Source organism: uncultured Selenomonas sp., assembly GCF_963528755.1.
Classification (GTDB): domain Bacteria; phylum Bacillota; class Negativicutes; order Selenomonadales; family Selenomonadaceae; genus Selenomonas.
In genome coordinates this window covers 37,382-61,697 of the sequence record NZ_CAURXA010000006.1, presented here as the reverse complement: position 1 = coordinate 61,697, position 24,316 = coordinate 37,382, and the positions used below count along the sequence as shown (strand labels likewise).

Sequence of the window (24,316 nt, the reverse complement as noted above, 5' to 3'; positions counted from 1 at the left end):
ATCTTCAGCCGATCATCCCATGCTCGATCATGTACTCGGCGATCTGCAGCGCATTGAGCGCCGCGCCCTTGCGGATCTGGTCGCCGCAGACCCAGAGGTTCAGACCGTGCTCGACCGATTCGTCGAGACGGATGCGCCCGACCTCGACGTCGTCCTTGCCCGAGGTGAAGAGCGGCATCGGGTAAGCCTGCTCATCGGGATCGTCGTTTAGGGCAGCGCCGGGGAAGGCGGCGATCGCCTTTCGCGCTGCCTCGACACTGACCGCTTCCGCAAATTCAATGTTGACCGACTCCGCATGACTGCGATAGACGGGCACACGAACCGTCGTCGCCGTCACGCGCAAGTCAGGCTCGGAAAGAATCTTGCGCGTCTCGTCGATCATCTTCATTTCTTCCTTCGTGTAGAGATTTTCCTTGAAGATGTCGATCTGCGGAATCAGGTTGAAAGCAATCTGATAGTGCTTCTTGAGCGATGCGCCCGGCAAGATCTCCGCCTTCACGGGCTTCTTCGCTACGATGGCCTCGACCTGTTCCTCAAGCTCCGCCATCGCCTCCTTGCCGCCGCCTGAAACGGCCTGATATGTCGAGACGACGACGCGCTTGATGGGCGCGAGATTGCGAAGCGGCTTCAGCGCCATGACCATGATGATCGTCGAGCAGTTCGGATTCGCGATGATGCCCTTGTGCTCCTTCAAAGCCTCGGGGTTGACCTCGGGCACGACGAGCGGCACATCCTTGTCCATGCGGAACGTGCTCGAATTGTCAATGACAACAGCGCCCGCCTTCACAGCAGCAGGTGCAAATGTCTTGCTCGCGCCGCCGCCCGCAAAGAGCGCGATGTCAATACCCTTGAAAGAATCCTCGCGCGTCTCCTCTACCGTGTATTCCTTGCCCATGAAGGCGATCTTCTTGCCCGCCGAGCGCGAGGACGCAAGCAAGCGAAGCTCTGCAAATGGGAACTTGCGCTCTTCGATGAGGTTCAAAAATTCCTGCCCCACGGCGCCCGTCGCGCCCATGATTGCCACATTATATTTCTTCATGCTGCCATCTCCTGTAATTTTTTCCTGCCGACATCAATCGAGCAGTTTCTCCAAGCCGACGACGAGACCCGCAAGCTCCCTGACCTTCTTGCAAGCGAGCACGACGCCCGGCATGAACGACTCGCGGTTGATGGAGTCATGGCGGATCGTCAGTGTCTGACCAAGACCGCCGAAGATGACTTCCTGATGCGCAACGAAGCCGGGCAGACGCACGCTGTGAATCCTCATGCCGTCGACCTCAGCGCCGCGTGCGCCTGGAAGCTTCTCCTTCTCATCGGGATGCCCCTGCCGCACGGACGCACGCGCCTCCTTGATCAGTTCCGCCGTCTGCAAGGCTGTGCCTGACGGTGCGTCAAGCTTGTTGTCATGGTGCAGCTCGATGATCTCGACGTGCGGCATGTACTTCGCCGCCTGACGGCTCATGAGCATCATGAGGACTGCGCCGATGGCGAAGTTCGGTGCAAGAAATACCGGCGTCTTCTTATCCAACGACAGCGCTTCGAGCTGCGCCTTTTCGTCCGCCGTCATGCCCGTCGTGCCGATGACGGGCGAGACCCCATGCTGCACGGCGAGCATCGCGTTGGAAAACACGGCGTCCGGCCGCGTGAAATCCACCATGACATCCGGCTTTGCCTCTAAGAGCGCCTGCGCGAGATCCGTCACCACCGTCACGCCGCATTTGCCGCAGCCTGCGATCTCTCCCGCATCTCCGCCGCCGTGCACATCGACAGCAGCGACGAGAGACAGCTCTGCATCCGCGAGCACTGCCTTAACGACAGCCTGTCCCATGCGGCCGCAGGCCCCGCTGACCAACACCTTTACCAAGATATGCGCCCCCTTCAAGCAAGCCTTGCGAAGAAAACGCGCAAGACCAATGTGCATCTATTGTATATGAAGCAGATGGAAAAAGTCAATGTATTTTCTTATTGTCGTATGCCTGTGGGAAATTTAGGTAAAAAAGGGCAGTGCATGTGTCAGATCCGACTCATGCACTGCCCCTTCAAACACTTTATTAGCTCAGCTTGTCCGCCAGTAGCTGGTTGACCATCTGCGGATTCGCCTTTCCCTTTGACTGCTTCATAACCTGACCGACGAGAGCGCCGAGCGCCTTCTTGTTGCCGCTCTTGTAGTCGGCGACAGGCTTTGGATTGGCTGCGATGACGGCGTCGACGATCGCCTCGATCGCCTTCGTGTCCGTGATCTGCACGAGTCCCTTGTCCTCGACGATCTTCTCGGGCGCATCGCTCGACGTCCACATCTCAGCAAAAACCTTTTTGGCGATCTTCGACGAGATCGTGCCCTTTTCGATGAGCGCGAGCATCTGCGCGAGACGCGAGGCTTCGACCGGCGATTCCTCGATCGTCTTGCCCTCGGCATTGAGGTTCTTCGCGAGGTCGCCCATAATCCAGTTTGCCGCGCTCTTCGCGTCGGCGCCACCCGCAAGGCAAGCCTCGAAGTATTCCGCCATCGCCCGCGACGCCGTGATGATGCCCGCATCGTAAGCCGACAGGCCGAACTCCTTCATGTAGCGTTCGCGGCGTGCATCGGGCAGCTCGGGCAGACCCTTGCGGTACGCCTCGATTTCCTCTTCCGTGGTCACGATGGGCACGAGATCCGGCTCCGGCATGTAGCGGTAATCATGCGCCTCTTCCTTCGAGCGCATGGACTTCGTGACGCCGCGCTCGGGATCCCATGTGCGCGTTTCCTGCACGATATGACCACCGTCTTCGAGGATTTCCTCCTGGCGCTCAATCTCGTAGGAAAGAGCGTCCTCAACCGCCTTGAAGGAGTTGATGTTCTTCATCTCCGCCTTCGTGCCAAGTGTCTTCTCCCTTGCGGGACGAAGCGAGATATTAAGGTCGGCGCGCAGATTGCCCTCTTCCATGCGGCAGTTGGAAACGTCGATGTATTCGAGAATCGACTTGATCTTCTCCATGTAGGCGCGCGCTTCCTCGGGCGTCGACATGTCCGGCTCGGAAACGATCTCGATGAGCGGCACGCCCGTGCGGTTGTAATCGACGTTCGATGTCAAAGAGTCCGTGATCGTAGCGCCCGAATGGACAAGCTTGCCCGCGTCCTCTTCCATGTGGATGCGCAGGATGCGGATGCGCTTCGTGCCGTTCTCCGTCTCAATATCGACGTAACCATGCTCAGCAATCGGCAGATCGTACTGCGAGGTCTGGAAGTTCTTCGGCAAATCGGGATAATAGTAGTTCTTTCGGTCGAATTTGCTGTACTTGTTGATCGTGCAGTTGAGTGCAAGACCCGCTTTGATGGCAAACTCGACAACGCGCTTGTTAAGCACGGGCAGGACGCCGGGCAGCCCAAGGCAAACGGGGCAGACATGCGTATTCTGCTCGGCGCCGAACTTCGTGGCGCAGCCGCAGAAAATCTTCGTGTTCGTCTTGAGCTCACTGTGAATCTCAAGACCGATGACTGCTTCGTAATTCATGCCTTCACCTCCCCGATCTCCGCCCTATCCTTATGGAAGGAATGCGCCTGCTCATAAGCGTAGGCGGCGCGCAGAATCGTTTCCTCCGCCAGCGCCTTGCCGATGATCTGCAGACCGATGGGCATGCCCTTCGCCGAGTAGCCACAGGGCACGGAGATGCCTGGCAGACCTGCGAGGTTCAAAGGCACGGTGCAAATATCCTGCAGATACATCTTCAGCGGGTCGGAAACCATCTCGCCGATCTTGAAGGCCGGCGTCGGCGCTGTCGGTGCCATGATGACATCGACCTTTTTGAAGGCGTCGGTGAAATCCTGCTGCACGAGCGTGCGCACCTTCAGCGCCTTGAGATAGTACGCATCATAATAGCCCGCAGAAAGTGCATAGTTGCCGATCATGATGCGGCGCTTGACCTCCTCGCCGAACTTCTCGCTGCGCGTATTCGTCATCATCTCGACGATGTCCACGCCATCGACGCGTGCACCGTAGCTCACACCGTCGTAACGCTCAAGGTTCGTCGCGGCTTCCGCCGGCGCAATGAGGTAATACGTCGAAATCGCATAATCCGTATGCGGCAGAGTGATTTCCGTGACCTCAGCGCCCATCGCCTCAAAATCCGCAATCGCCTTGCGAATCGCCTTTTCTACGTCGGCGTCCATGCCCTTGACAAAGTATTCCTTCGGCAGACCGATCTTGAGGCCCTTCACGTCCTCGGTCAGTGCCTTCGTATAATCGGGCACGGGCGCGGTGCTGGAGGTCGAATCCATCGCATCGTGTCCAGCGATGACATTCAGCACATGCGCACAATCCGTCACATCGCGCGTCACGGGGCCGATCTGGTCGAGCGACGACGCATAGGCGACGAGACCATAGCGCGAGACGCGGCCATACGTTGGCTTCATGCCGACGACGCCGCAGAACGACGCTGGCTGGCGAATCGAGCCGCCCGTATCGGAACCGATCGCCCAGACCGCCGTACCTGCAGCGACCGCCGCCGCGCTGCCGCCCGAACTGCCGCCGGGCACGCAGTCGAGATTCCACGGATTGTGCGTCTTCTGATAAGCGGAATTCTCTGTCGAACCGCCCATCGCGAACTCATCCATGTTGAGTTTTCCTAAGATGACAGGATGCTCTGCGGCAATCTTTTCCATGACCGTAGCATCGTAGGGAGGCACGAAGTTCTCCAAAATCTTAGAAGCGCACGTCGTCTTGACGCCCTTCGTGCAGATGTTATCCTTGATCGCGCCGGGGATACCCTCCAAAAAAGCGATCCGCTCGCCGCGCGCGATCTTCTCATCAGCGCTTGCCGCCTGCAAGAGCGCCGTCTCTCGCGTCTGCGTCAAATACGCCCCGACTTCTCCCTCGATCTCGTCCATGCGTGCGAGCACGTCCTTCGTCAGTTCGGTCGAGGAGATTTCTTTCTTTTGCAGCAAATCATGAAGCTCATGCGCTGCCTTGTCGTAAAGTTTCACCTAGGTTCCTCCTCAGCCTTCCAGAATCTTCGGCACTTTGAAATAACCATCGTCCGCCAAAGGCGCGTTGGAAAGCGCCGCTTCTCGTGCGAGCGAAGGCTTCACCTCGTCGGCACGAAAGACATTCTGCATCGGCAGGGCATACGTCGTCGGCTGAACCTCTGCCGTATCGACACCGTCAAGGTTCTCGACATACTGCAAAAAGGCGTCGAGCTGCCCAAGATACTTTTCCCTCTCCCCCTCTGCAATCGAGAGGCGCGACAGGACAGCGACATCCGCCAAATCCTTCTCCGTGACTTTCATCTTCTCACCATCCATATAATGACTGTTGTTACACGCTGTCTACTATGAATCCTAAAAAATCGAGCCGAAGGCTAAACCTATCGGCCGTTTTTATGGCAGGGAAGTGTATAATATTCAAAAAGCAGACATCGTGCACTCGATTCATTATAACACATCCGCGCCTTTCTGGGGAATAAATCCTTCGTATTCAATACACGACGCTTTCCAAAAACAAGCCGCGTGCAGGCGCAGTCGCCGAGGCACGCTTTCGCTCGCGGCTCGCGAGAATCGCGGCGAAGTCCGCCCGCGTGCGCCGCCCCCTGCCGACATCGACGAGCGTGCCGACGATGTTGCGCGCCATGTGGTAGAGGAAGCCGTTCGCATGGAAGCGAAACTCAATCCTCTCGCTCTCGATGCGTCTGCCTTCGGCGCTGTACATCGTGCGCACGGGCAGCATCGGCGCACCGCCTGCGGCACGAAACGCCGAAAAGTCGTGCGTGCCGAGGAGCAGCGCCGCCGCCTCGTTCATCGCGGCAAGGTCGAGCGGCGTGCCGACGTACCAAGCGTAGCGCTCGCTGAACGGGTTCGGCGTCTCGCCCTCCTGTATGCGATAGATATACGACTTGCTCTTCGCGCTGTGACGTGCGGAGAAGTCACGCCCTTCTTCCCGCACCGCCTTGACGACGATATCGGGCGGCAAAACGCTATTCATCGCACGCACGATGCGCTCTGTCGGGATGCGCCCGTCCGTAAAGAAGTTCACGACCTGCCCCATGGCGTGAACACCCGCATCGGTGCGTCCTGCCGCCGCCAGTTCGATCGCATCGCCGAAGACGAGCGCAAGCTTTTCCTCCAGGATGTTCTGCACGGCGCGAATCGGCGGACTCTGACGCTGGAAGCCGTGGTACGCCGTGCCGTCGTAGGCGACGGTCAAACAGATGTTGCGCGCGCGCACCTTCATCCTCTCCTTATGCTCGCGCTTCATGCGATGCCGCCGAACTTCAAGGCGGCGAGCGCCGCGAAAAAGAGTGCGCCGAAAGCGTAGGCGACATAGTCGATGGAGCTGATGCGCAGCGCCTTCATCTGCGTGCGTCCGACGCCGCCGCGATAGCAGCGCGCCTCCATCGCCAGCGCGAGGTCGTCGGCGCGGCGAAACGCCGAAATGAAGAGCGGCACGAGCACGGGCACGAACCCCTTGACGCGCTCGATGACGCTTCCCTCCGTGAAGTCCGCGCCACGCGCCTGCTGCGCCTTCATGATCTTGTCGGCCTCCTCGATCAAGGTCGGCACAAAACGCAGAGCGATCGTCATCATCATGGCGATCTCGTGCGCGGGCACGCCGACGCGCTTTGCGGGCTGCATGAGGGTTTCCAAGGCATCGGTCAGGGCGAGTGGCGAGGTCGTATACGTGAGGAGCGCGGACAAGAGAATCAGAAGCGCCAGCCTGAGCGCGATGAAGAAGCCCTTCGCCGCTCCCTGCCAAGTGAGGTCGAAGAGCCATACATGGAAAAAGGCGTCGCCCGGCGTGCTCACGAGGTGGATGACGAACGTGAAGGCGATGATCCATGAGAGCGGCTTCAGCGCCTTGAGCATCAAGAAGGGCGGCACACGGCTGACGGCAATCAGCGCCGCCGTGAAAGCCGTCAGTGCCGCATAAGCGAGCGGCGAGTCAAAGATGAAGATCGCCGCAAGGAAGAAGAACAACAGGACGATCTTCGTGCGTGGATCGAGGCGATGCAGAAGCGAGTCGCCCGGGAAGAACTGCCCGAGCGTGATGTCCTTCAGCATAGTCTTCGCCTCCCCAGAGCCTCTTTGATGCGCGCTGCGCCATCCGCCGTGTCGAAGGCGGCGGGATCGAGGTCGAGTCCCTTCTCGCGCAGTTCCTCCAGAAGCTCGACGAGATGCGGCGCACGAAGCCCCGCCTCCGCCAGCCTTTCCTTGGCGAAAAAGACCTCGCGCGGCGCACCTTCGAGCGTCACGCCGCCCGCGTGCATGACGATGAGGCGGTCAGCATAGTGCGCGATGTCGTCCATATTGTGCGAAACGAGCACGATGGTCACGCCGTCCTGCTCATGCAGTTCGGCAAGACGTGCGAGGAGCGCGGCGCTCGCACGCGGGTCGAGTCCCGCTGTCGGCTCATCGAGCACGAGATAGCGCGGCTTGAGCGCCAGAACGCCTGCGATCGCCGCACGCCTCCTTTGCCCTCCGGACAGAGCAAACGGCGACCGCGCCCCGAACTCGGAGACAGGAAGCCCCACGAAGTCCAACGCCGCCCTCACGCGCTCCTCAGTCTCCTGCGCGGAAAGCCCGAGACGCGTAGGGCCAAACGCGACATCCTTTTCCACCGTCTCCTCGAAGAGCTGATGCTCGGGGTACTGGAAGACCATGCCGACGCTGCGCTTCGCCTTCTTCGCCTCCGCACCCTTCTTGCCGATGTCCGTGCCGTCGACAAGAACCGTGCCGCTGTCGGGCTGCAGAAGGCCGTTGAGATGCTGCACGAGCGTCGATTTACCCGATCCCGTATGCCCGGCGAGCGCCGTGAAGCTGCCCGCCTCGATCGTCAGCGAGACGTCCGAAAGAGCCTTGCGCTCAAACGGTGTGCCGCGCATGTATGTATAGTCGATATTTTTCAGCACGATGGACAAAGCGCTCTCACCAATTCCTTATCCGTCAAGAGATCCTGCGGCAGCGATATGCCGTCCGCACGAAGGAGCGCCGCCAGTTCGACGGCGAGCGGCACGTCGAGGCCACGCGCCTTCATGCCCGAGACATCCTGGAACACCTCGCGCGGCGTTCCCTCTGCCGCGATGCGCCCTGCCTCCATGACGATGACGCGGTCGGCGGCCGCCGCCTCCTCCATGAAGTGCGTGATATAGATGACGGTGATGCCCATCTCGCGATGAAGCCGCTGCACTGTCTGCAAGACCTCCTGCCTGCCCAAAGGATCGAGCATCGCCGTCGGCTCGTCGAGCACGAGGCAGCGCGTCCGCATCGCCAGTGCACCCGCGATCGCCACGCGCTGCTTCTGCCCGCCCGACAGGAGGTGCGGCGCCGCCGTGCGGTAGCGCTCCATGCCGACAGCAGCGAGCGCGTCTCTCACGCGCACGCGGATTTCCGCTGGCTCTATGCCGAGGTTTTCCGGCCCGAAGGCGACGTCGTCCTCAACGACAGCGGCGATGATCTGATTGTCGGGATTCTGGAACACCATGCTCACGAGCTGGCGGATGCGCCAAAGCTCCTGCGTCTCCTTCGTATCCAGCCCCGCGACCGTACATCGGCCCTCGGTCGGCAGAAGGAGCGCATTGAAGTGACGCGCCAGCGTCGACTTACCCGAGCCATTCGTGCCGAGGACGGCGAGAAACTCGCCGTCGGCGATGGACAAGGAGACGTCGGAAAGCGCCCGATAAGCGTCCTCTTCCCCCGCATGGAATACGTGCGAAAGATATTCGGCACGAATGAACTCCGCCACGCTTCTTGCCTCCCCTGTCATGCGCGGACGAAAAACTGCCGCGCCCTTCTCCCAGCTGCCGCAAATTACGCGGTCAACAAAACATCCCCATTATACCCGATTTCAATCGTCAACACAAATAAAATTTCAGGATAACAATTCCAACTTGCCCGCCTCCATGCGATAGAGGTGATCGGCGTAGTCCGCCGCCTCGCGCTCATGCGTCACAAGAAGGATCGCCTTACCACGCGCCACCTCTTCGCGCAGCAGCGTGAGGACGAGGCGCGTATTCTCGTCGTCGAGATCGCCCGTCGGCTCGTCGAGCAGCAGGACGGCGCTGTCGCGCACCAAGGCGCGAGCCAGCGTCAGGCGGCGCAGCTCGCCGCCCGAAAGCTCCGTTGGATCGGCGCACCTGAGATGCGCGATGCTGAGCCGCTCCATGAGCTGCTCGGCACGCGGTTTCGCCTCTCGCGCCTCGCCGTAGAGCGAGCACGGCAGCAGCACATTCTCCTGCACCGTCAAGCTGGAGAGCGCCATGAGCGTCTGCGGCGCGAGGCCGATCTGCCGATTGCGCAGCCGGGCAAGCTCCGCCTCTTCCAGTCGGTAGATGTCCGTATCATCTATAAGCACGCGTCCCGTGCCCGGCTCCATGAGGCCTGCCAGCATTTTCAAAAGCGTACTCTTGCCGCTGCCCGAGCGTCCCGTAATGGCGATCAAGGCGCCCGCACGCAGCGAGAAGTCCGTTTCCTCGACCGCCATGAAAAAGCCCTGCGGCGCACTCGGCCGCAGGAAATCCCGGCTGATTTTTTCTGCTCGAAGTTCCATCACATATCCTCCCGCAGCGTCACATCCATGCGCCGCACCGTCCAAAGCGCCGCGAGCGCGGCGGAAAGAACAGCGGCGCAAAAAGCCCCTGCCGCCAAAAGAGCGATGCCTGAAGCGTCGGGCAGAAGGTACGGCCGCGCAAAGCTGTCCTTCAAGAGTGCGGCAAAAGGCAGCAGCACGAAAGCGCCTGCAAGGACGCCGCCCGCCGCGCCAAGAGAGGACACGATGAGGGCTTCGGCGAGGACGATTCGCGCGAGGACGCCTCTCCTTGCGCCGCTGATGAGGAGCACGGCGAACTCCCCGCGTCTCTCCGCGAACACCAGTCGAAAGGCGAGCGCCAGAAGCCCGATGCACAGAAGCCAGACCACGAAGAGCAGGACGCCGACCGTCCCCGTGACGCCGCCCAGTCCCGCCTCCACGCTCCGAACCATGCCGTGCGCGGGCCGCGCCGCGAGATCAGGATAGGCAGCGGAAATCGCCTGCGCCACGGCCTCAGGGCTGAAGTCGGGCGAGGTCTTGACGAGCACGGCGGAAATCGCCTGCTCGGGATCGATGCCCTGAAACGATGCGAAATCCAAATCCGCCGCATTCTTCATCATGGCGCGGATCGTCTCTATATTCGCGTAGACCGCCGTATCCATGCCCGTTCCCGTCGGGCTCAGACGACCGACGACGCGGCACGGTACATTGTAGAACTTCAGCCGCCTGTCTGCGGGCACGGAGATGCCGCTGCCGCAGAGGATGTCGCCATAGCCGACGTCGCCCGCATAGCTCTCAAGAATCCACGGCCGAATCGTGAAGTCCGTCGCCGGATCGAAGCCGATCAGCTGCACCGCTACAGAGCAGCAGCCGGCATTTGCCGACGTCAGGAAGAACTGCGGTGCGGCGCGTTCGACGCCGGGCAAGGACGCGATTTCTGCAAGGCGCGAGTCTTCCATGTAGAACTGAAGCGGCTTTCCCTGCACGAGCACGCCTTCCAGGCCGCCGTCCGCCTGCGCCGCCTTGGGCAGAACGAGAATGTCTGCGCCCAGACGCTCCTGAAAGCGATTCAGGCCGTTCTGCAAACTCAAGACGACGAGCGAACCGCCGAAGAGCGCCAAAGCGAGCAGCGCCGCCACCAGCCCCAGCGCGGCGGTGCGCGAAGGATTCCTGCGGCAGTTCCGCACGGCAAGAAAGCGTGCGAAGCTCATCGGTCATCCCCCTTCCGATAGCAATAAACATCCAGGCAGGAGAGCAAGATCAACACGACGGAAATCGCCCTGGCCGCAGGCTGCATCACCGTATGGCAGCGCATCGTCTCCATCATGCAGAGATCGATCATTGTTCCCGGCAGGAGGAAAGCCAACGCCGCTGCAGGAATCATCGCCAGAGCCAGCCCCATCTTAATTTGGGCGCGAGGAATCAAAGCGTGCAGCAAAGAGATGACGAAGAGCACAGCGGCAACACCCGTGAGCGCCTCGCCCGCCCAGTGGCAAACCATCCACCTGCCGTCCGCCTGCTGAGCGCAAGGCGCAAGGAACGTGCGCATGCCGGCGAGGAACGCACCGCTTGCGAGCAAGAGCAGGATGTCCGTGATCTTAAACCTCCGCTTCTTCTCCAAACAAAACTCTCCTTCCTTCTTTTGTTAAACATCTTTCTCATCATAGCAAAATCGATAATCATTTTCAAGCATATATTCCCTTAGCACACCATGTTTCTACAAAAAAAAGCTCCCGAACGGAACCATCCTTCCATTCGGGAACGCTCCCCCATAGAGCCGTATTATCATCTTTACATGCCGCCTGCCGCTGTTTTCTCTGCAGATCTCGCCTTCTTTTCCGCCTCGGAACTGGACAGAAGATATTCGACCTTGATGTTTGGCATCGTATTGAGGTCGATGAACTGTCCCTCAGATGTCTGCACGACCGGCAGGGCGTTCATGCGCGAGCCGTCGATATAGACGATCTTCGCCACCTCACCATTGGAAAGCTTGACCCAATTGCCGTTAAGCGTGCTGGAAAAGTTGCGGATGAAGACGATGCCGTACTCCGCATCCAAGCGTCCCGCAATACACTCGTCCGAAATAACGGAAAAGACCTCGAACGGAGAACGCCGTTTCGCATAATAGCGACGCGACGCCATCGCATCGTAAGTGTCCAAAATGGCAAGAATACGCGCAAACTTGCAAATTCCATCCTTCTTCATTCTCTGCGGATAGCCCGAACCATCATTTCGTTCATGGTGCTGCAATACGGCCTCTACGACCTGCTTATCAAGTTGCAACGAAGAACGAGAAACAATGTCATAACCTAAGCGAGCATGCTTCTGCATAAGACGGCGCTCTTCCGGCGTATAAAGTGCGATCTTCCTGAGAAAATTTGGTGCGAACGAGGTATAGCCAATATCCATGAGAAACGCTGCCAAGATCAGTCGCTGCCTTTCCTGCGCCGACATCTTGAGCCATTGCGCCATGAGTCCGGCGAGAACCGCGACGCGCATCGTATGATGCAGCTGGTATTCGCCGATCGTCTCCATATTGTAAATATGCGTGACCGCCTTCGCACTCGAAGAAAGCGGCGCAAAATTGCGCGAGATCGCCTCCGCCTCCGCCGTGTTGATGCGGCCGTTAGAACGTACTGAACTGAAAAATCCCTGTAGCTCCTCGAAGCACGCTTCATACTTCTCAAGATACGCTGCTTCAAGCACTGAAGTCTCGCGCAGCACGACACCTGACTTGGAGGTAGGCCGATGATCTTCTTCCTCAGGCACAGGAGCCATCTTCTCGTGATACACCTCTTCTGGGACTTCAGCCCGCACTTCCTTCTTCGCCTTTGCCGCCCTCTGAGCTGCCCGCTCCTCGACCTCTGCCAAGGCCTTTTTCTTTGCTTCTTCTGCAGCCGCAAGCACCGCCATCGCCGCTTGCGTTTGCTCGCTCGACACCTTCGATGCAGTGTCCAGCTCTTTCTTCACCTGTGGCGACTCGGCAACTTCGGCAGACTCATCTGCATCGGGCAGCAAAATGCGGACGAAAACAATCCCCCGCTGATCGAGATATTCGATTCGCTGCTCATCGAGCACTGTCCCTTCGCCCAAGAGGACGGACATATCCTCAGCATATACCGTTCGCCCAATGACCATGCCTGTTTTCAACTGGTCAACAGGATACTTCTTCAACATCCATTTGCACTCCCTTGTGAATCATTGCAAATCGGGGACTTCTTGCATCCATCCTCGCAAATTTTCAAAACAACAACAAGGAACCATCATACCTTCTGTACTTCATCATTCGTGAGCAAAGACACGATTTTGATGTTGCTGTTCTTGTTCAGGTCAAGGAAATCGCCTTCCATTGTCTGGACGATCGGCAACGCGTCAAGACGCGATTCATCGATATAGACGATCTTGCCCACACCTCCATCACTAAGCCTTACCCAGCAGCCATTCAAGGCTTGTCCGATATGGCGGATGAATGAAACGCCATACTCCGTATCCAATCGGCCTTTCAAGATGTCATCAGCAAGAATCTTAAATACATCAAAAGGCGATCGCTTTCTCTTATAAACGCGGTTGGACGCCATCGCGTCAAAGATATCCACGATAGCAAGGATGCGGGCAAAGCCGCAGATCTGTTCCTTCTTCAGTCTTGACGGATAGCCGGATCCATCGTTTCTCTCATGATGTTGCAGTACAGCGCCGACAATCTGCTCATCCGTCCCAAGTACAGACCGGGCAAGAAGTTCTCGCCCTAAGTGCACATGCTTCTGCATGAGCCTGCGCTCCGCATCGCTGTAATATCCCTGGATCTCAAGGAATTCCGCCGCGATGCGCGTCGTGCCAATGTCCAAGAGAAAGGCCGCCATAATGAGACGCCCCCTCTCCGACGCACGCAGCTTGAGGAACTGCCCCATAAGTCCCGCAAGAATGGCAATGTGCATGCTATGGTGGAGGCGATAATCCTCTTCCGTCTCCATATTGTAAATCTGCACGATCGCCTTTGCGCTTTCACACAGCGGCAAAAACTTCCGAGTCAACGACCGAGCAGTCTCCACATCAATGCGCGAGGCCGTCCTCGTGTCAGCATAGAACTTCTTCAGCAAGGCAAAAACCTCGTCATATTGCCGCACATAGGAATCATCCTGAAGTCGCTCCTTCTTCGGCGCAACCTTCGCAGGCATCTTCTCAGACACCTCTGCAGGAATCTCGCCCTGCTCCTCATCTACCTCGAACAACGACGGCTTTGCCGCCGAGATCTCTTCCTCCTCGTCCTCCGCCTGAATATATACGGAAAAGATGTCGTGATCAGCGAGGGAATCGAGCATCTTGGCCGTGAGCACCGTTCCTTCGCCCAAAAGAACCGTCATATCGTCCTTGTATACATCCCGTCCAAGAATCATGCCTTCCCGCAGACGGCCAATAGAACACTTCTTCAACATCATCCTGCACCCTTCCATGGCGAAGCGGTCGAGTACGTCATCGAAACGTCCGTCTCCGATGGTATCCGACTGCCTTTCTCTCTCCATCCCCAAAATCCCTACAATCGTCGCATTCGATTATATCATGGTTTTTTCCTGAATGCTACCATTTTCAACAGATAGCAACGCGAGCAGGAAACTTATCAATGTGTCATCTCTTCGCTCGTGAGCATGGATTCGATGCGTATGCTGCTCAGCGTATTGAGATCGATAAAAGCGCCATCCATTGTCTGCACGATTGGCAATGCATCGAGCCGCGACTCATCGATGTAGACGATCTTGCCCGTCTCGCCGTTCGTAAGTCTGACCCAATTGCCGTTCAGCGAATGGCAGACGTTGCGGATGAATGGCAGGCCATAAGCCGCATCGAGATGATTTGCGACAAATTCATCGGACAACGCAGAAAAGACATCGAAGGGTGAACGCCTCCTGGCGTAGGAGCGTCTCGAAGTCATCGCATCGTAACTGTCGAGAATGGCAAGGATGCGTGCAAAGTCGCAAATCTGCTCTTTCTTTACCGCATTTGGATAGCCCGAGCCATCATTTCGCTCATGATGCTGCAGCACCGCTCCCGCAATCTGCGCGTCTGAAGCGAACGCCGAGTTCATGACAAGCGCATGACCGAGGCGCGTGTGCTTCTGCATGAGCACGCGATCCTCCTTCGTATAGCCGCCCACCTTTTTAAGAAACTCTGGCGCTATGCGTGTAGAGCCAATGTCAAGAAGGAGCGCCGCCATGACAAGGCGCAGCCGATCACGCTGCGGCATCTTTAGCCATTGCCCCATAAGGCCTGCGAGAATGGCGACCCGCACGCTGTGTTGAAGCGAGTAGTCACCCTTCATCCTCACATTGTAAATGTGCGTCATCGCCTTGGCGCTTGAGCAAAGCGGCAGAACCTGCTGCGCGAGGATCTCCACCGCCGCCTTGTCGATATGCCCGCTCGTGCGCGTCGTTTCGTAAAGCATCGAGAGATTGAGACAAAGATCCTTGTACTGGCTCACATAAGCGGACTCAAGAGAGGCGTCCTTTTTTGGGGCAATCCCCGTCTGCACAACAGAACGGGCAGCCCTCCGACGAATCACCGATTTCACGGCAACGGTGTCCGCCACCTCTCGCATGAATTCCGCCAAGGCGGCGTCCTTGTCAGGAGAAGACACTTCAGGCATGACGTTCAGCGTAGGCAAGAGAGCGCTCTCAGCCTTTGCCCGCGAACTGTCCAAGACTGTCGCCACATCCGTCAGAGCGACTTTCGCATTGTCAATCTGATACGCAGGAGGCGTAGACGCAATATTGTCGCGTATATGAACGAAGTATATGTCGCGGTTTTCCAGCAACAAAATCGTCTGACGGTCAAGAACCGTCCCCTCCGACAAAATGACCGTCATATCCTCTTCGTATATGCCTCTGCCAATAATCATTCCTTCCTGCAACTGACCCACTGAGTACTTTTTCAATTCCACAATAAATTCATCCTTTTTTCACACCTCACTAGTTTATTGGTCCTATTATAACATATATTAGGACCAAACGCCATACTTTTTTCAAATTTTATCTTTTTCTTATCTTATCTAAGATCTGTTTTCCTTCATAAAAGAGCTTGAAACAAAAAAAGATGGGAGGCATTCGTCTCCCATCTTCACCTGCTTGCGCAGCTTTCTGCTTTTCTTCAGAGCGTCTTGAACGTGAACTCGCCGCCTTCTGCGCCGATCTCGACGACATCTCCTTCCTTCGCTTCGCCCTTGATGATCTCCTTCGACAGTGCCGTTTCCACCTTGTGCGAAATCAAACGGCGCAGCGGACGCGCGCCGAAGTTCGGCTCGAATCCCTGATTCGCCAGCAACTCCAAGGCGTCCTCCGTCCACGAGAGCGTGATGCCCACCTGGTGCTGGAGACGCTTGGAAAGGCTCTCCAGCAGGAGCTTGGCGATCGCCTTGACCTGCTCACGCGCGAGACCCTTGAACACGACGATATCATCGACGCGGTTCAAAAACTCAGGACGGAAGTACTCTTTCAAAAGCTCCTTGACTGCCGTCTGCGCTTCCTCGAAATCCTTGTTCAAGATCTCGTGCGAGCCAAGGTTGCTCGTCATGATGATGACGGTGTTCTTGAAGTTCACGACGCGCCCCTTGCCGTCCGTCAGGCGGCCATCGTCCAGAATCTGCAGGAGCACATTGAACACGTCGCGATGTGCCTTCTCGATCTCATCGAGCAAGATGACACTGTAAGGACGACGGCGCACGGCTTCTGTGAGCTGACCGCCCTCCTCGTAGCCGACGTAGCCCGGAGGCGCTCCGATGAGCCTCGCCACAGAATGCTTCTCCATGTACTCCGACATATCGATGCGGATCATGCTGCGCTCATCGTCGAAAAGCGCCTCCGCCAAAGTTTTCGCCAGTTCCGTCTTGCCGACGCCCGTCGGGCCGAGGAAGATGAACGAACCAATCGGGCGATTCGGATCCTTGATGCCCGCACGCGCCCGCAAGATTGCCTCACTGACGACGCGCACAGCCTCGTCCTGTCCGACGACGCGCTCATGCAATACATCTTCGAGACGCAGGAGTTTCTCGCGCTCGCCCGTGAGCATCTTCGAGACGGGGATACCCGTCCAGCGGCTCACGACCTCGGCGATGTCCTCCTCGCTGACTTCCTCCTTGAGCAGATGATCGTCCTCTGCCTTCTTCGCCAAGGCATCCTCCTCTTCCTTGAGCTGCTTCTCCAAGGTCGGCAGCTTGCCATAGCGAAGCTCAGACAGGCGGCTCAAGTCGTAATCGCGCTCGGCAAGCTCCATCTCGTTTTTGACCTGGTCGATCTCCTTCTTGACGGCACGCACGCGCAGGATCGCCTGCTTTTCCGCCTCCCACTTGTCCTTGAGTTCCTTTTCCTTCTTCTGCAGCTCCTCCTTCTCCTCGGTCACATGCGCGAGCTTTTCCTTCGAGGCGTCGTCCGTCTCCTTCTTCAGCGCCTGCTCGGCGATCTCAAGCTGCATGATCTTGCGCCGTGCCTCATCCAGCGGCTGCGGCATCGACTCGATTTCCGTGCGCAGCTTTGCCGCTGCCTCGTCAACGAGGTCGATCGCCTTGTCGGGCAGGAACCTGTCCGAAATGTAACGGTCGGAAAGCGTCGCCGCCGCCAGGAGCGCGTTGTCGCGGATGCGCACGCCGTGATGCACCTCGTAGCGCTCCTTGATGCCACGCAGGATCGAGATCGTGTCCTCGACCGTCGGCTCACTGACCATGACGGGCTGGAAGCGGCGCTCAAGAGCCGCATCCTTCTCGATGTACTTGCGGTACTCGCTCAAGGTCGTCGCGCCGATGCAGCGCAGTTCACCGCGCGCGAGCATCGGCTTCAAGAGGTTGCCCGCGTCCATCGCGCCCTCGGCTGCACCCGCGCCGACGACCGTATGCACTTCGTCGATGAAGAGCAAGATCTGACCGTCCGACTTCGCGATCTCGTTCAAGACCGCCTTCAAGCGTTCCTCGAACTCGCCGCGGAACTTTGCACCCGCGACGAGAGAACCCATGTCGAGCGAGTAGAGCGTCTTGTTCTTCAGCGATTCAGGCACGTCGCCCGCCACGATACGGCGTGCAAGCCCCTCGACGATCGCCGTCTTGCCGACGCCCGGTTCGCCGATGAGCACCGGGTTGTTCTTCGTGCGGCGCGTCAAGATCTCGATCGTGCGGCGAATTTCCTCGTCGCGGCCGATCACAGGATCGATCTTTCCCTTCCTCGCCGCGTCCGTGAGGTCGCGTCCGTACTTTTCGAGCGACTTGTAGCCCTCCTCGGGATTGCCGCTCGTGACGTTCTGCTTGCGATTCTTCTTGACGGCATTCATGACACTGCTCTTCGTAAGGCCGAACTGGCGGCAGATCTCCTGCACCTCATTGCTGCCGTCAGCGGCAACACCGAGCAACAGGTGTTCCGTACTGATGTAGTCATCCTTCATGCTCTTCGCATATTCCTGCGCCCTGCCGATGACACGCACCATGTCCATGCCCATCGTCAGACGATCCTGTCCTTTGACGCTCGGCAGCTTGCTAAGTTCCTGTTCCAGCCGCGCGCGCAACATCGCCTGATCCGTGCCGCAATCCTCGAAGATCGTCTCCAACAACCCTTCCGGTTCCTGCACGAGCGCATAGAGCAGATGCGCTGATGTGATTTCCTGCTGGTAGCGCATAGCCGCCGCCTGCTGCGCCGTCTGCATCGCCGCCAAGGCCTTCTCCGTATATCTTTCTTCACCCATAATTTCTTCCTCCTATATATCAAGGATAATTTCCTAAGAAACTACAAGGCCTCTTTCACCTCGCCTTGTTATTTCTTATTATAACGCAAAAGGTCAAAAAGTCAAATACTTTTTTGACCTTTTGATTAATTATTTTCGAGAGAATATAAAGTCGGTCAGGCTTTATGTCAGGTACGGTTTATGATATAGTAAGGAGGATTGGAGGAATCCATATGCTGAACACACTTCTCCTCATAGCCCTCGGTCTCCTCACTGCTCTCTTCATTCTGCAGATGCGCCGTTCGCTCAAGCGTTCGACGCTCGTCAACTTGCTCATCAACGAGTACATCGACCATCTCGACGACCCTGCGCTCATCGACGCCATCTATGCCTATTGCACATCGGACTGGCGGCTACGGCGTATCATGAAGAGATACGGCGGCACACGCACGGACATTGAGGAGCTTTTCCAGAAGCTTCTCGTCTGGGCAAACTTCAGAAAGGGACGGCGCTTCGTCCCCATTTCCGCCTTTTTCTTTGCCGGATCCCTCGCCTACCTGCTGCGCAATAAGGACGCCGAACCGAAGAAGCTCGCGATGAAGATGATGAACTTCTTCCATATTTAGAGGAAACCACGAATCTCGGCCGTGCATGACCAGATTACTAATTTCCCCCTTCCACATTTGACGCAAGAACGCCGCTCGACTAAGTCAAGCGGCGTTCTTTTATTGAAAGGAGATGTGTTAGGCTTCTTACTTGGCTTCGAGCATATCCCACGACTCATTCGCACGCTCGACAAAGAGACTGCGAATCGCCTTGTTCTCACCAAGACCATGAATGTAGGTGTTGACCTTGAAGCCAGCCTTCATGAGAACGGACTTGTGCGAATCCGGGTCATCGCCCGCCATGTCGTTGTTCGCATGATCGCCGGCGACCATCATCATCGGCATGAGCGTGACGGACTTGATGCCCTTCGCCTTAAGCTCGGGGATAATGTCCTCAAGGCTCGGCCAGCCCTCGACCGTATAGATGAACGTATTCTTGAGCTGCATCTTGTTGATGCCATCCTGAATTACGGCATAATAAGCGTTTGCCGGATGCGGCGTGCCATGCGCCATGACGAGGACGGCTTCATCGTCAGCAACCTCGGGGAACTGCGTCGAAAGCGCCTTCAGAGCAGATTCGACGTCATCGCGCTGCTTTTCCTGCCCCTGCCAGTAGATGAGCGACGTGCCGAGCGTCATCTTCTTGAAGTTGCCCTTGTACTCATTGAAGATCGCCTTGTCATAGGCATATTCCATGCCCGGAATGACATCGAGCGAGCACAGCGCAATGCGCGTATAGCCGTCCTTCTTGAGCTGCTGCAGCGCCGCCTCCGGTGTTGGAATATCGAGACCTTCCTTCGCCTTGATGCGGTCTACGATGATATGCGAAGTAAATGCCAGCTCAACCTTCACGTTCGGATGAGCCGCCTGAATCGCCTTGACCGTCGCCTCGATCGTCTTTTCGCGCGAATCCTTGAAGGTCGTGCCAAAGCTCATGACGAGGATGGCGTCCTTGTTCGGGAGATTCTGCATCTTGGGGTTTTCATACTTCAAGACGCCGATTTCCGACGCCTCAAGGAGAGCCGGCGTCGCATCCTTGACTTCAGGATTCAGCATGTAGGAAGCGTCGGCGGAAGGTGCGCTCAAAGCGAAAACAGCGCCGCACGCGAGCGACATGGCCAGCATTTTCTTGAAATTCTTCTTCATTCAATATCTCTCCTTTGAATCTTGAAAAATAAGGCTTCAGGAAACGACCCCCGAAGGATGTTCCCTAGAAGAATTATGGCAGACCTCGCGCTCGATGTCAAGGCATAGAGACGTAAAGCCAGTCTTTGAAAAAGGAAGCTCCGTGTCTCCACACACGGAGCTGCTGCAGAGCAGCAAAAGAGAACTGGATCGGAAATAATATATGAGCAATGCTTTCCCCTGTAGCCCAAGCCGCAGGGAAAACTCTCCGCCGAAATTGATTCCCTTTGCCCGCGAAGGGGAAGGGGTTTCGGAGGGGAGGCACTACAAAAGAAAACCCGGCCTTCAGCCGGGATTCATTGCGTTGCGCAATAATCCCCTTCCCCATCACTCGCAGGTCAAACGGTGATTGTCAGCTAGGCAGTTCTCCTGGCTCCAGGTCATCGCTCCTCTGCGCCTTCCCAAGGAAAACTCCCCAGTGACATCATGCAGATTCGCTCGCTGTTACAGTGGCGGGACCGCTCCGGCATTGACCGGATTCCCTATTAAGTCTTGCGACACCTAACCCAATCGATATGAAGTTTTTATGTTCTCATGAACTTCATGTATTATGGTAGCACTATGCGCGTCCCTTGTCAACACCTTTTGTGAAAAATATCCATAAGGCCTTCATGCGAGAGGGCAGCAACACGCGCCGCCCCTCGCCGCTCATATCACATAAAACCACGGGGCTTCTCCCTCGAAATCGACCTGTTCCAATTCGTCGCGCGACTTGTCGTAGCGCAATTCCTGATTCTTCACGCTGATCTGCGTGCCCGGCGCGACGGACTTCGTGATGAAGGCGTTGCCGCCGATGATTGCCCCCCTGCCGATGACGGTCTTGCCGCCGAGAATCGATGCGCCCGAATAGATCGTCACATGATCCTCGATCGTCGGGTGGCGCTTCTTGTCCTTCAGGGAACGGCCGCCCTTTGTCGAGAGCGCCCCCAAGGTCACGCCCTGGTATATTTTCACATGCTCACCGATCTCGGTCGTCTCACCGATGACGACGCCCGTCGCATGGTCGATGAAGAAGCTCCTGCCGATCGTCGCGCCCGGATGGATGTCGACGCCCGTGCGGCTGTGTGCGTGCTCCGACATGATGCGCGGGATCACGGGCACGCCGAGCACATGAAGCTCATGCGCGAGGCGATGCACGCAGATCGCGTAAAGGCCCGGATAGGAGTAGATGATCTCGGCCTCGCTCGACGCTGCGGGATCGCCCTCGAACGTCGCATGAACGTCCAGTTCGATGTAGGAGCGAATCTTCGGTATGGCACGAAAGAAGGCGAGCGTGATCTCCTGCGCACGATCAGCAATGACCTCTTCCGACTGCATAGACGCACATTTGCACGGCAAGGCGATGGCAATCTGCTTATTCAGCAGATAAGCCACATCTTCCATGACCATCGTCATATTATTCTCGACGCTGTAGACACGGTAGTGCTCGTCCTTGAAGTAGCCGGGAAAGACGATGCGCACGAGCTTGTCGAGAATGTCGATGACCGACTTCTTGTCGGGACGACAGAACACATCCATCTTGTCGATGATGCGATCCGTCTTGTAGTCGGCGAGGATGTCGCCGATGACGCCGTGCAAATTTTCCGCTATGATGTCCGCCATTTCTTCACTTCTCTTTCTTTCAGAAAATGCGGCGCATTGCCGCTGTTTCTCTCTTCCCTACGAACAAAGTCTTCCTTCACCTGCCGAGCACGTAGGGCAGGAAGTACATGAGCTGCTTTTTCCACCATTCCCAGCCATAGTCGACGTCCGCCCCCCAGAAGTCAACCCATGCATTTATGCCCCTCTCGTGCAGCACGGAGCGCAGGAGATCCGTCGTGCGACGCGGCTCGTCAAGCCCCTCTCCTTGCCCCGTGCAGAAGACCATCTTCCTCTCGTTGTAAAGCTCGATATAGGGATGTTCGTTCGCCATATTGGGCAGGAAGTCGAGCGGTGAATTGTCGTAGAGCTGTGCATTGAGCCAGCCACCGAAAAATGTCTTGGCATCGTAGGAACCGGCAAGCGAGATGAGTCCCGTAAAGAGATCGGGGCGACGCAGGAAGAGGATCGCCGCGTGAGCGCCGCCGAAGCCGCAGCCGACGGAGACGGGAAGACGCGTCCAATCACTCAGCGAGCGCACAAAGGGCACGACTTCTTCGGCAACATATTCATAGTAAGCCTCCTGCCGATTGGCACGCCACTCACGATCATCCGCACTGAACCAGCTCTCGGAGTCAATCGTATCGACCGTCACGAGCCGGATCATGCGCCCGTCGAGCCAGCGTGCGAGCGTTTCTGTCACGCCCGCCGCTTCATAGGCATCGGAAAGCATCTCTCGCGGCGGGAAGGCGAGCACGGGCGTGCCGTCTGCCCCATACGTTCGGACAGTCATTTCTTTCTGCAGCCGCTCGCTGTACCAGCGATCCACTCTCGTTTCCATATACAGCCCCTCCCCATTGTTCCCTAATCATAACTATACTATACAACGTCTGTCGTGACAAGAAGAAACGGCTGCCGCAAAAATTTGCAGCAGCCGTTTCTATTTTCCTCGCCTACAGTGCAGCGCGCACGAGCAAGAGTCCCGCCCATGCCGCCGCCACACCGAAGGCGACGTTCGCCAGTACATTCCAGAGCGCTGAAAGCGCATTCGCGCCCTGCAGCAAGGTCAACGTTTCCAAGCTGAAGGACGAGAACGTCGTGAAGCCGCCGAGGAAACCGACGGCGAGCAGAAAGCGCAGGTTCTCAGGCAAAAGCGCGCCGCGCGGCAAAAACGGCAAAACGCCGATAAGAAGCCCCATAAGGAAACTGCCCAACACGTTGACAAAGAGCGTGCCGTAAGGAAATGCCGCCCCGAAGCGCACGGCGAAAAACGAGGTCGCCAAATAGCGGCAGACAGCGCCGAGGCCGCCGCCAAGAAAGACAAAGATATACTGCACTCCCATCGCTTACGCTCCATGCGCCTCGCGGACATCGGAGAGATCTTCGAGCGTCTTCTGCTTACTTTCCTTGCCGCAGGCGATGACGACGATCGAAATCAGCACGAATACGGACGCGAACAGAGCGAAGATCGTCTCAATGCCGACGGAGCCGGCGAGCAGCACGCCGACGAGCATCGGCGCGATCATGCCGCCGATGCGTCCAAAGCCCGCCGCCCAGCCGCTGCCGAGCGCGCGCATCGCCGTCGGGTACTGCTCGGGCGTGTAGGTGTAGATGACGCCCCATGCGCCGAGGTTGAAGAAGCTCATGCCAGCGCCCCAGGCGAGAAGCGCCGACGACGATTCGGCAGCGCCGAAGAAGTAGCTGCAAACGCCCGACAAGAGCAGAAATGCGGACAATGTATACTTGCGTCCGATGACCTCGACGAGCCACGCGGCAGCAAGATAGCCGGGCAGCTGCGCAAGCGTCATCATCAGCACATACTCGAAGGTCTTGACGACGGCGAAACCCTGCGCGTAGACGAGCGACGGCAGCCACATGAAGATGCCGTAGTAGCTGAAGACGATGCCGAACCACGTCAGCCAAAGCATCGCCGTGCGCAGACGGAAGCCCTTTTGCCACAGCGCGGCAAATCCCGTCTCTCTGCCGCTCTCCCGCGGCAATAGTTCATCTGCCGTAAACGGACGATTCGCAAGACCGAGCTTTTCCTCCAGATGGCAGACGATTTCCTTCGCCTCCTCGACGCGCCCCTTCGCGAGCAGGTAGCGAACGGATTCGGGCAGGTGCAGGCGGATGAGGAACACATAGAGTGCAGGCAGAGCGCCGAGGAGGAACGCGAGCTTCCAACCGAACGTCGGAATGAAGAGATACGAGATGCAGGCGGCGACGAGCCAGCCGACGCCCCAGAAGCTCTCAAGAAGGACGATGAAGCGTCCGCGCAGCCGCGTCGGCGCATATTCGGTCATGAGCGTGACGGCGACAGGCAGTTCGCCGCCGAGACCGAAGCCGACGAGGAAACGGAAGACGAGCAGCGATTCATAGCTCCAAGCCAGGGCGCAAAGCCCCGTCGATACACTGTAGAGCAGAACCGTCACAGTGAAGACCTTCTTGCGCCCCCAGCGATCGGCAAGCGAGCCCGCCACGACCGCCCCGAGCGCCATGCCGATGAGTCCCACGGAGCCGATCCATCCCGCCTGCGCGGGACTCAGCCCCCAATCCTTGACCAAGAGCGGCAGGACAAAGGCGATCAGACCCGTATCCATCGCATCAAAGAGCCATCCCAGACCCGTGACGAGGAGCATCTTGTAGTGAAAAGAGCCAATGGGCAATTCTTCCAAACGACGCAGCATAAACATCCACTTCCTTTGAAAATAAAATCATATCTTCTCCGCCCTGAACAAAGGCGTCGCCCTTTATTGTACCACC

General features: G+C 57.6%; 22 protein-coding genes and 1 riboswitch. Of the genes, 1 reads left to right on the top strand and 21 read right to left on the bottom strand.

Translation table 11 applies throughout. The features are described 5' to 3' along the window. Window positions 1-4: 4 nt before the first annotated feature. From RWS31_RS08225 to clpB, 16 genes are all read right to left on the bottom strand, one after another. The gene (locus tag RWS31_RS08225; protein WP_314597434.1) at window positions 5-1,039 is read right to left on the bottom strand and encodes an aspartate-semialdehyde dehydrogenase; all 1,035 of its coding nucleotides are present in this window, start codon (window positions 1,037-1,039) and stop codon (window positions 5-7) included. 33 nt (window positions 1,040-1,072) lie between these two features. After that, on the bottom strand, window positions 1,073-1,864 hold the full coding sequence (dapB, locus tag RWS31_RS08220; RefSeq protein ID WP_314597432.1) for a 4-hydroxy-tetrahydrodipicolinate reductase: 792 nt from the start codon (window positions 1,862-1,864) through the stop codon (window positions 1,073-1,075). A 187-nt stretch (window positions 1,865-2,051) separates the two neighbouring features. Continuing rightward, the gene (gatB, locus tag RWS31_RS08215) at window positions 2,052-3,491 is read right to left on the bottom strand and encodes an Asp-tRNA(Asn)/Glu-tRNA(Gln) amidotransferase subunit GatB (RefSeq protein ID WP_314597430.1); all 1,440 of its coding nucleotides are present in this window, start codon (window positions 3,489-3,491) and stop codon (window positions 2,052-2,054) included. Beyond that, on the bottom strand, window positions 3,488-4,960 hold the full coding sequence (gene gatA / locus RWS31_RS08210; protein ID WP_314597427.1) for an Asp-tRNA(Asn)/Glu-tRNA(Gln) amidotransferase subunit GatA: 1,473 nt from the start codon (window positions 4,958-4,960) through the stop codon (window positions 3,488-3,490). Before gatA ends, gatB begins: the two co-directional genes overlap by 4 nt. A gap of 12 nt (window positions 4,961-4,972) precedes the next feature. Continuing rightward, the gene (gene gatC / locus RWS31_RS08205) at window positions 4,973-5,263 is read right to left on the bottom strand and encodes an Asp-tRNA(Asn)/Glu-tRNA(Gln) amidotransferase subunit GatC (protein ID WP_265071788.1); all 291 of its coding nucleotides are present in this window, start codon (window positions 5,261-5,263) and stop codon (window positions 4,973-4,975) included. 187 nt (window positions 5,264-5,450) lie between these two features. Further along, the gene (gene truA, locus RWS31_RS08200) at window positions 5,451-6,227 is read right to left on the bottom strand and encodes a tRNA pseudouridine(38-40) synthase TruA (protein ID WP_314597425.1); all 777 of its coding nucleotides are present in this window, start codon (window positions 6,225-6,227) and stop codon (window positions 5,451-5,453) included. Then, complete coding sequence (locus tag RWS31_RS08195; RefSeq protein ID WP_314597423.1) at window positions 6,224-7,030, bottom strand: energy-coupling factor transporter transmembrane protein EcfT; 807 nt, start codon at window positions 7,028-7,030, stop codon at window positions 6,224-6,226. Before RWS31_RS08195 ends, truA begins: the two co-directional genes overlap by 4 nt. Next, the gene (locus RWS31_RS08190) at window positions 7,024-7,887 is read right to left on the bottom strand and encodes an energy-coupling factor transporter ATPase (protein ID WP_399553745.1); all 864 of its coding nucleotides are present in this window, start codon (window positions 7,885-7,887) and stop codon (window positions 7,024-7,026) included. The genes RWS31_RS08195 and RWS31_RS08190 overlap by 7 nt, the downstream gene beginning before the upstream one ends. Continuing rightward, the gene (locus RWS31_RS08185; protein ID WP_314597421.1) at window positions 7,872-8,732 is read right to left on the bottom strand and encodes an energy-coupling factor transporter ATPase; all 861 of its coding nucleotides are present in this window, start codon (window positions 8,730-8,732) and stop codon (window positions 7,872-7,874) included. Before RWS31_RS08185 ends, RWS31_RS08190 begins: the two co-directional genes overlap by 16 nt. 105 nt (window positions 8,733-8,837) lie before the next feature. Next, a complete protein-coding gene (locus RWS31_RS08180; RefSeq protein ID WP_314597419.1) occupies window positions 8,838-9,515 on the bottom strand; it encodes an ATP-binding cassette domain-containing protein in 678 nt (225 codons plus the stop codon). Continuing rightward, window positions 9,515-10,705, bottom strand: a complete 1,191-nt coding sequence (locus tag RWS31_RS08175; protein WP_314597417.1) for an ABC transporter permease — start codon at window positions 10,703-10,705, stop codon at window positions 9,515-9,517. Before RWS31_RS08175 ends, RWS31_RS08180 begins: the two co-directional genes overlap by 1 nt. Continuing rightward, window positions 10,702-11,115: a DUF4418 family protein gene (locus RWS31_RS08170; protein WP_314597415.1), complete on the bottom strand. Its 414-nt coding sequence runs from the start codon at window positions 11,113-11,115 to the stop codon at window positions 10,702-10,704. Before RWS31_RS08170 ends, RWS31_RS08175 begins: the two co-directional genes overlap by 4 nt. Window positions 11,116-11,285: 170 nt before the next feature. Continuing rightward, entirely contained in the window at window positions 11,286-12,671 is a 1,386-nt protein-coding gene (locus RWS31_RS08165; protein ID WP_314597413.1) for an HD domain-containing phosphohydrolase, read from the bottom strand. 86 nt (window positions 12,672-12,757) lie between these two features. Then, window positions 12,758-13,930, bottom strand: a complete 1,173-nt coding sequence (locus RWS31_RS08160) for an HD-GYP domain-containing protein (protein WP_399553748.1) — start codon at window positions 13,928-13,930, stop codon at window positions 12,758-12,760. Window positions 13,931-14,109: 179 nt separating this feature from the next. Beyond that, window positions 14,110-15,351 (bottom strand): HD domain-containing phosphohydrolase, encoded by a 1,242-nt coding sequence (locus RWS31_RS08155; RefSeq protein ID WP_314597411.1) that lies wholly within the window; start codon window positions 15,349-15,351, stop codon window positions 14,110-14,112. Between the two features lie 281 nt (window positions 15,352-15,632). After that, window positions 15,633-18,206, bottom strand: a complete 2,574-nt coding sequence (gene clpB / locus RWS31_RS08150; RefSeq protein ID WP_314597409.1) for an ATP-dependent chaperone ClpB — start codon at window positions 18,204-18,206, stop codon at window positions 15,633-15,635. Window positions 18,207-18,418: 212 nt separating this feature from the next. Here clpB and RWS31_RS08145 point away from each other — a divergent pair, with 212 nt between their 5' ends. After that, window positions 18,419-18,811 (top strand): hypothetical protein, encoded by a 393-nt coding sequence (locus RWS31_RS08145; protein WP_314597407.1) that lies wholly within the window; start codon window positions 18,419-18,421, stop codon window positions 18,809-18,811. Between the two features lie 126 nt (window positions 18,812-18,937). On the opposite strand, the gene RWS31_RS08140 is transcribed toward RWS31_RS08145, so the two are convergent. The 5 genes from RWS31_RS08140 to RWS31_RS08120 all read right to left on the bottom strand — a co-directional run bounded on the left by RWS31_RS08140 (window position 18,938) and on the right by RWS31_RS08120 (window position 24,246). Continuing rightward, a complete protein-coding gene (locus tag RWS31_RS08140) occupies window positions 18,938-19,936 on the bottom strand; it encodes a sirohydrochlorin cobaltochelatase (RefSeq protein ID WP_009646039.1) in 999 nt (332 codons plus the stop codon). Between the two features lie 380 nt (window positions 19,937-20,316). Continuing rightward, window positions 20,317-20,495, bottom strand: a riboswitch (cobalamin riboswitch). 128 nt (window positions 20,496-20,623) lie between these two features. Then, the gene (locus RWS31_RS08135) at window positions 20,624-21,577 is read right to left on the bottom strand and encodes a serine O-acetyltransferase (protein ID WP_265071455.1); all 954 of its coding nucleotides are present in this window, start codon (window positions 21,575-21,577) and stop codon (window positions 20,624-20,626) included. A gap of 76 nt (window positions 21,578-21,653) precedes the next feature. After that, entirely contained in the window at window positions 21,654-22,394 is a 741-nt protein-coding gene (locus RWS31_RS08130; protein WP_009646074.1) for an alpha/beta hydrolase-fold protein, read from the bottom strand. A 112-nt stretch (window positions 22,395-22,506) separates the two neighbouring features. After that, window positions 22,507-22,896, bottom strand: coding sequence for a fluoride efflux transporter CrcB (gene crcB / locus RWS31_RS08125; protein WP_314597404.1), 390 nt, complete (start codon window positions 22,894-22,896; stop codon window positions 22,507-22,509). Window positions 22,897-22,899: 3 nt separating this feature from the next. Then, window positions 22,900-24,246, bottom strand: a complete 1,347-nt coding sequence (locus tag RWS31_RS08120) for an MFS transporter (RefSeq protein ID WP_314597402.1) — start codon at window positions 24,244-24,246, stop codon at window positions 22,900-22,902. Window positions 24,247-24,316 lie beyond the last annotated feature (70 nt).